A 6,263-nucleotide genomic window follows, 5' to 3' on the forward strand; every position below is an offset into this window, starting at 1 on the left:
CGCCTGCGGCAGGGCCGCCGCAACGGCCCCGCCGCGAAGGGGAATTGCGGCCACCACCGCGCTGGCTGCTTCGCGCACTTGCCAGGGGCCTATTGATCGCGGGAATGTAAAAGGGTTGAAGCCGGGACTTTCAAATCATCGAGTGACGCGATTCTCCCTGGTTCGCCGGTGACGCGAGCGCCTAGGTTTCCGGGCGTAGGCCAAAGACTTCCTAGGGAAAGGAAGACACATGCGGGCAATGAAGCGCATCGCCCTGGCAACCGTCGCGGCGGGTCTGGCCGCGGGCGCGTTCACGGCCACCGCGGGCCCCGCGATCGCCGCGACGCAGGCCGAGGGGTTCAAGGCGTCGGTCCAGTCGTACCGGGACGACACCAACCTCGACGAGTACTACGGCCGTGAGAGAGGCGCCCAGGTCCTCACCCGTGACGCCCGCGAGTACTACCAGAACTTCAAGTTCGAGCGGGTCGGCTCGACCCCCGGCACCTACACCATCAAGGGCGAGCGGTTCGGGCTGTGCCTCACGGCCCAGGGCCTCGACAGGCCGATCGTCCAGCAGGCGTGCGACTCCGGCAAGCTGTCGCAGCGGTGGCAGGTCGACACCGTCAACCAGCCATCCGTGATCAAGAGCATCAAGTACACCAACCAGGTCATCCAGGCCAACGGCCTCGACCGCGCGGTGACGCTCGAGCACGTCCAGGCGGGCAAGACCAACCAGCTCTGGACGCTCTACACCAAGGACTGAACACCAAGGACTGAACGACCGGCCTCCTCGTTCAGGAAGGGCCCGGTGCGGACCGCCGCACCGGGCCCGTTCGCGTGCCCGCGGCTACAGTCGGCCGCATGAAGGTGATCTCCCTCGGCTTCCGCACCGATCTGATGCTGCGGGCCATGGCGGGCTCCGTCCTCTACGACCGCCCGGACCACCTGGTCGTCCGGACTCCGGCCAACCCCGCGTTCCGCTGGGGGAACTTCGTGCTCCTCGACCGGCCGCCGGGGCCGGGCGACGGCCGCCGCCGGGAGGCCCTGTTCCACGCGGAGTTCCCCGGCGCCGCGTACCTCGCCCTCGGCGTGGACGGCACGGACGGGGACACCGGGGACGCCGCCGAGCTCGCGCGGCTCGGCGTGACCGCCGAGGTGAGCACCGTCCTCACGGCGGCCCGCCCGGCACCGCCCGGACGGCCCCTGCCCGCCGGCGCGGAGGTCCGCCCGCTGGCGGGGGACGAGGACTGGGCGCGGGCGGCGGAGCTGCGCGCGGCGATGGACGGGCCCGAACCCACGGCCGAGCACCGGCAGTTCGTCGAGCGGCGGGTCGCCGAGCCGCGGCGGCTGTGCGAGGCGGGGCACGGCACGTGGTTCGGGGCCTTCGTCGGCGGACGGATGCGGGCCGGCGCCGGGATCTTCGCGGACGGCGGCGGGACGGCGCGCTACCAGAACGTCGAGACGCACCCCGGCTTCCGCGGCCGGGGGCTGGCCTCCCACCTCGTCCATCTCGCCGGCCGCCGGGCCCTGGACGAGGGTGCCCGCGCCCTCGTCATCGTCGCCGACCCGGACTACCACGCGATCCGGATCTACCGCGCCCTCGGCTTCACGGACACGGAGCGGCAGGTGCAGTTGACGCGGCTGCCCGGGGAGTGAGGGAGCCGCGCCGCCGGCCCGCCATCTCCACCAGGCCGCGCACCAGCCGCAGGTCGTCGCGCATCTCCGGGTGCCACTGCACCCCGATCGCGAAACACCCGTTGCCCCACGGGTGTTCGAGTGCCTCGACCGTCCCGTCCTCGGCGTGGGCCGAGGCGATCAGGCCCGTACCCAGCCTGCCCACGCCCTGGTGGTGGTGGGTCGCCACATCGCACGGGGTCGGCATCAGATGGCCGGTGACGGTGCCCTGGACCGGCTCGACCAGATGGTCGGGGAACGTGCCGACGCGCGGGTTGTGGCCCTTGTGCCCCACCGTCTCCGGCAGGTGCTGGTTGAGCGTCCCGCCCGCCTGGACGTTCATCAGCTGCATGCCCCGGCAGATGCCGAGCAGTGGGACGCCGCGCTCCAATGCGGCGGCCAGCAGGGCGAGTTCCCAGCGGTCCCGCTCGGGGACGGGCGCGTCCGTACGCGGATGGGGCTGCTCGCCGTAGAGCGCCGGGTCCACGTCCTCGCCGCCCGCCAGCACCAGGCCGTCCAGCCGCTCCACCATCGCCCCGGCCAGCGCCGGGTTGTCGGGCGGCAGCAGGACGGTCAGGCCGCCGGCGCGCTGGACGTACCGCATGTAGGAGGTCGGCAGCAGGGAACAGTGCCGGTTCCAGGCGGCCCCCCAGCGGGCCCGGGTGGAGTAGGTGGTGACCCCGATCAGCGGCTGGCCGGTCAATGTTCCTCGCGTCCTCTCGGAAATCAGGCGATCAGGCGGATCGGACGGATCAGGTGGATCGGGCGGATCAGGCAACGTCGCAATGGTCGCTCTCTGTACCATTGCCGCTCCGCGGGCCGTGGCGCAACCCCCGCACGCCACGCGCCCCTTGCTCACCCCAAGAACCCCCGTACGAGCGCCGCCGTCCCCGCGCAGTGTTCGCGCATCACCTCGCGGGCCCCGGCGACGTCGCCGGTCAGGACCGCCGTCATCAGCACCGTGTGCTGCCGCTGCGAGTGCTCCAGATTGCGCACCAGCAGCGGCATGCAGTCGAGGAGTCCGTTGACCGCCGCCCGCACGCCGGCATAGTGCGCGGCGAGCGAGGGCGAGCCCGACAGTTCGGTCAGTGTCAGGTGGAACAGGGTGTCCCGGCGGCGGTAGTCCTCCGGCGCGGCGTCGCGGGTCGCGGCCAACGCGGCGCGCAGTCTCGCGACCTGATCGCGCGTCAGCTCGCGGGCCGCGCACAGCTCGGCCGCGCCCAGCTCCAGCACCTCCCGGAAGCGCAGGGTGTCCTCGATGTCGATGCCGGTCACATCGGGCGCGGCCGTCCGCCGGCACACGAACGTCCCGCCGTAGCGGCCGCGCCGGCTCTCCACGAGACCCTGCTCGTGCAGCACCTTGAGCACCTCCCGCAGCGTCACCCGGCTGATCCGCAGCCGCTCCGCCAACTCGCGCTCGGCGGGCAGCCGTTCGCCCTCCGCCACCAGGCCCAGGCGTATGACCTGGAGTATCTGCTCCAGGGCCGCCTCGAACCCGTGGCCCGCGTGGACCGGCCGCAGGACCGGTGACAGGTGGTCGGCCGCACTCCCGTTCGTCGGCTTCATCGGCACCCTTCCCAACCAATGGTCTACCGGCATACCTTAAGTCTCCGGTCGCACCACCAGGACCCGCACCGTCAGGGAGGAACTCCGTGGCAGACCGCACGCCCCCGCTCACCGTCGACGAGCTGCGCCGGCTCGTCGAGGCAGGGGAGATCGACACCGTCGTCCTGGCCTTCACCGACATGCAGGGACGGCTCCAGGGCAAGCGGTTCGCCGCCCGGTTCTTCCTCGACCACGTCCTGGAACACGGCGCCGAGGGCTGCAACTACCTGCTCGCCGTGGACGTCGACCTGCGCACCGTCGGCGGCTACGCCATGGCCTCCTGGGAGCGCGGCTACGGCGACTTCGCCCTGCGCGGCGACCCGGCCACCCTGCGCCGCACCCCCTGGAACCCCGGCACCGCCCTGCTCACCGCCGACCTCGCCTGGCACGACGGCTCGCCCGTCGTCGCCTCGCCCCGGCAGATCCTGCGCCGCCAGCTCGACCGGCTCGGAGAGCACGGCTGGACGGCGTACGCCGGCACCGAGCTGGAGTTCATGCTCTTCAAGGACAGCTACGAGGACGCCTGGACCGGCGGCTACCGCGGCCTCACCCCGGCCAACCAGTACAACGTGGACTACTCCGTCCTCGGCACCGGCCGCGTCGAGCCCCTGCTGCGCCGCATCCGCAACGAGATGGCCGCCGCGGGCCTCGTCGTCGAGTCAGCCAAGGGCGAGGCCAACCTCGGCCAGCACGAGATCGCCTTCCGCTACGACGAGGCGCTGACCACCTGCGACCAGCACTCCGTCTACAAGACCGGCGCCAAGGAGATCGCCGCGCAGGAGGGCGTGGCGCTCACCTTCATGGCCAAGTTCGACGAGCGCGAGGGCAACTCCTGTCACATCCACCTCTCGTTGCGCGACGAGGCGGGGCGGCCGGTGTTCGCCGACGATGCCGGGCCGCACGGGATGTCGGCCACCATGCGGCACTTCCTCGCCGGACAGCTGGCCGCCCTGCGGGAGTTCACCCTGCTGTACGCCCCGAACATCAACTCCTACAAACGCTTCCGCGCCGGGTCGTTCGCGCCCACCGCCGTCGCCTGGGGGCCGGACAACCGCACCTGCGCGCTGCGCGTCGTCGGCCGCGGCGCCGGGCACCGCTTCGAGAACCGGCTGCCCGGCGGGGACGTCAACCCCTACCTCGCCGTCGCCGGCATGATCGCCGCCGGACTGCACGGCGTGGAGCACGAACTGGAGCTCCCCGGCCCCGTCACCGGCAACGCCTACACCGGCGACGCGCCGCACGTGCCCGGCACGCTGCGGGAGGCCGCCGAACTGTGGGAGAACAGCGTCCTCGCGCGGGCCGCGTTCGGCGACGAGATCGTCGAGCACTACCGGCACATGGCGCGGGTCGAGCAGGAGGCGTACGACACGGCCGTGACGGACTGGGAGCGGTTCCGCTCCTTCGAGCGCATGTGAGGGACACGTAGAAGTGGAACTGGAGATTCTCGATCCGGCGACCGAGGAGGTCGTCGCCACCGTGCCCGCCGCGACGGCCGCGGACGCGGACTCCGCCGTCCGGCGGGCCGCCGCCGCCCAGCCCGCCTGGGCCGCGCTCGCGCCCGGCGACCGCGCCCGGCTGCTGCGCCGCTTCGCCGCCGTCGTGGACGAGCACGTCGACGAACTCGCCCGGCTGGAGGTGCGCGAGGCCGGGCACCCCGTCGGCAGTGCCCGTTGGGAGGCGGGCAACGTCCGCGACCTGCTCGACTACGCGGCGGGGGGAGCGGAGCGGCTGCTCGGGCAGCAGATCCCCGTGGCCGGCGGGCTGGATGTCACCTTCCACGAACCGCTCGGCGTCGTCGCCGTCATCGTCCCCTGGAACTTCCCGATGCCCATCGCCGCCTGGGGGTTCGCGCCGGCGCTCGCGGCCGGCAACGCGGTCGTCGTCAAACCGGCGGAGACGACGCCGCTGACCGCCCTGCGGCTGGGCGAACTCGCCCTGGAGGCCGGGCTTCCGGAGGGCGTGCTCCAGGTGCTGCCCGGGACCGGGCCGGTGGCGGGCGACGCGCTCGTCGGGCACCCGGGGGTGGCGAAGGTCGTCTTCACCGGCTCCACGGCCGTGGGCAGGAGCATCATGGCGAAGTGCGCCGCGCAGGTGAAGCGGGTGACCCTCGAACTCGGCGGCAAGAGCGCGAACATCGTCTTCGCGGACGCGGACGTCGAGCGGGCCGCGGCCGCCGCGCCCGCGTCCTTCCTCGACAACGCCGGCCAGGACTGCTGCGCGCGCAGCCGTATCCTCGTCCAACGGTCCGTCCACGACCGCTTCATGGAACTCCTGGAGCCCGCCGTGCTCGCGGTCGCCGTCGGCGATCCGGCGGACCCGGCGACGGGCATGGGCCCGCTGATCTCCGCCGCCCAGCGGGAGCGGGTGCGCTCGTACGTGCCGGAGTCCGCGCCCGCCGCGATCCGCGGCACGGCGCCGTCGGGGAAGGGCTTCTGGTACCCGCCCACGGTGCTCGAGGCCGCCCCGGACGACCGCGTCTCCCGGGAGGAGGTCTTCGGCCCGGTGGCCGTCGTCATCCCCTTCGAGGACGAGGCGGACGCGGTGCGGCTGGCGAACGCGACGGAGTACGGGCTGTCCGGCTCGATCTGGACGCGGGACGTGTCCCGGGCGCTGCGGATGTCGCGGGCGGTGGCGGCGGGGAATCTGTCGGTCAACTCGCACAGCAGCGTGCGTTACGCGACGCCGTTCGGCGGCTTCAAGCAGTCCGGGCTGGGGCGGGAGTTGGGGCCGGGGGCGGTGGCGGCGTTCACGGAGGTGAAGAACGTGTTCGTGGCGGTGGAGGGGGGTGGGTGAGGGGTGTTGTGCCCCGGACCCGCCCTTTCACCGTTTCTTCCGGGCTCCCGCCCGGGCCGGGCACCGCGCTCCGCGCGGTGGGTGCGGGGGCTTCGCCCCCTGGACCCCTGCCGGGGCTGCGCCCCTGGCCCCTTTGCGGGGCTGCGCCCCCTGCACACCGCTTCGGGGCTCCGCCCCGGGCCCCGCAAAGCGGCTGCGCCGCTTTGTCCTCA

The 6,263-nt window shown here is 73.0% G+C and carries 6 protein-coding genes; 4 read left to right on the forward strand and 2 right to left on the reverse strand.

Annotated features, from left to right (window positions below; all coding sequences use genetic code 11):
* Positions 1 to 229 precede the first annotated feature (229 nt).
* Both I5Q34_RS20905 and I5Q34_RS20910 read left to right on the forward strand, forming a co-directional pair.
* A complete protein-coding gene (locus I5Q34_RS20905; RefSeq protein ID WP_199893843.1) occupies positions 230 to 742 on the forward strand; it encodes an RICIN domain-containing protein in 513 nt (170 codons plus the stop codon).
* 98 nt (positions 743 to 840) lie between these two features.
* Entirely contained in the window at positions 841 to 1,635 is a 795-nt protein-coding gene (locus I5Q34_RS20910) for a GNAT family N-acetyltransferase (RefSeq protein WP_199893844.1), read from the forward strand.
* Here the strand turns inward: I5Q34_RS20910 and I5Q34_RS20915 are convergent.
* The gene (locus I5Q34_RS20915; protein ID WP_234429178.1) at positions 1,586 to 2,356 is read right to left on the reverse strand and encodes a gamma-glutamyl-gamma-aminobutyrate hydrolase family protein; all 771 of its coding nucleotides are present in this window, start codon (positions 2,354 to 2,356) and stop codon (positions 1,586 to 1,588) included. The two genes, I5Q34_RS20910 and I5Q34_RS20915, sit on opposite strands and share 50 nt — an antisense overlap.
* A gap of 152 nt (positions 2,357 to 2,508) precedes the next feature.
* The gene (locus tag I5Q34_RS20920; protein ID WP_199893846.1) at positions 2,509 to 3,219 is read right to left on the reverse strand and encodes a FadR/GntR family transcriptional regulator; all 711 of its coding nucleotides are present in this window, start codon (positions 3,217 to 3,219) and stop codon (positions 2,509 to 2,511) included.
* An 86-nt stretch (positions 3,220 to 3,305) separates the two neighbouring features.
* Between I5Q34_RS20920 and I5Q34_RS20925 the strand changes: the two genes are divergently transcribed.
* Together I5Q34_RS20925 and I5Q34_RS20930 are read left to right on the forward strand one after the other, a co-directional pair.
* Positions 3,306 to 4,673, forward strand: coding sequence for a glutamine synthetase family protein (locus tag I5Q34_RS20925; protein WP_199893847.1), 1,368 nt, complete (start codon positions 3,306 to 3,308; stop codon positions 4,671 to 4,673).
* A gap of 13 nt (positions 4,674 to 4,686) precedes the next feature.
* Entirely contained in the window at positions 4,687 to 6,051 is a 1,365-nt protein-coding gene (locus I5Q34_RS20930; RefSeq protein ID WP_199893848.1) for an aldehyde dehydrogenase, read from the forward strand.
* Positions 6,052 to 6,263 lie beyond the last annotated feature (212 nt).

Source organism: Streptomyces sp. AV19, assembly GCF_015999245.1.
Classification (GTDB): domain Bacteria; phylum Actinomycetota; class Actinomycetes; order Streptomycetales; family Streptomycetaceae; genus Streptomyces.

Bases quoted from the DNA above. Each gene is read 5' to 3' on its own strand.
- I5Q34_RS20910 (WP_199893844.1), top strand. From the start codon at position 841: ATGAAGGTGATCTCCCTCGGCTTCCGCACCGATCTGATGCTGCGGGCC.
- I5Q34_RS20905 (WP_199893843.1), top strand. From the start codon at position 230: ATGCGGGCAATGAAGCGCATCGCCCTGGCAACCGTCGCGGCGGGTCTG.
- I5Q34_RS20920 (WP_199893846.1), bottom strand. From the start codon at position 3,219: ATGAAGCCGACGAACGGGAGTGCGGCCGACCACCTGTCACCGGTCCTG.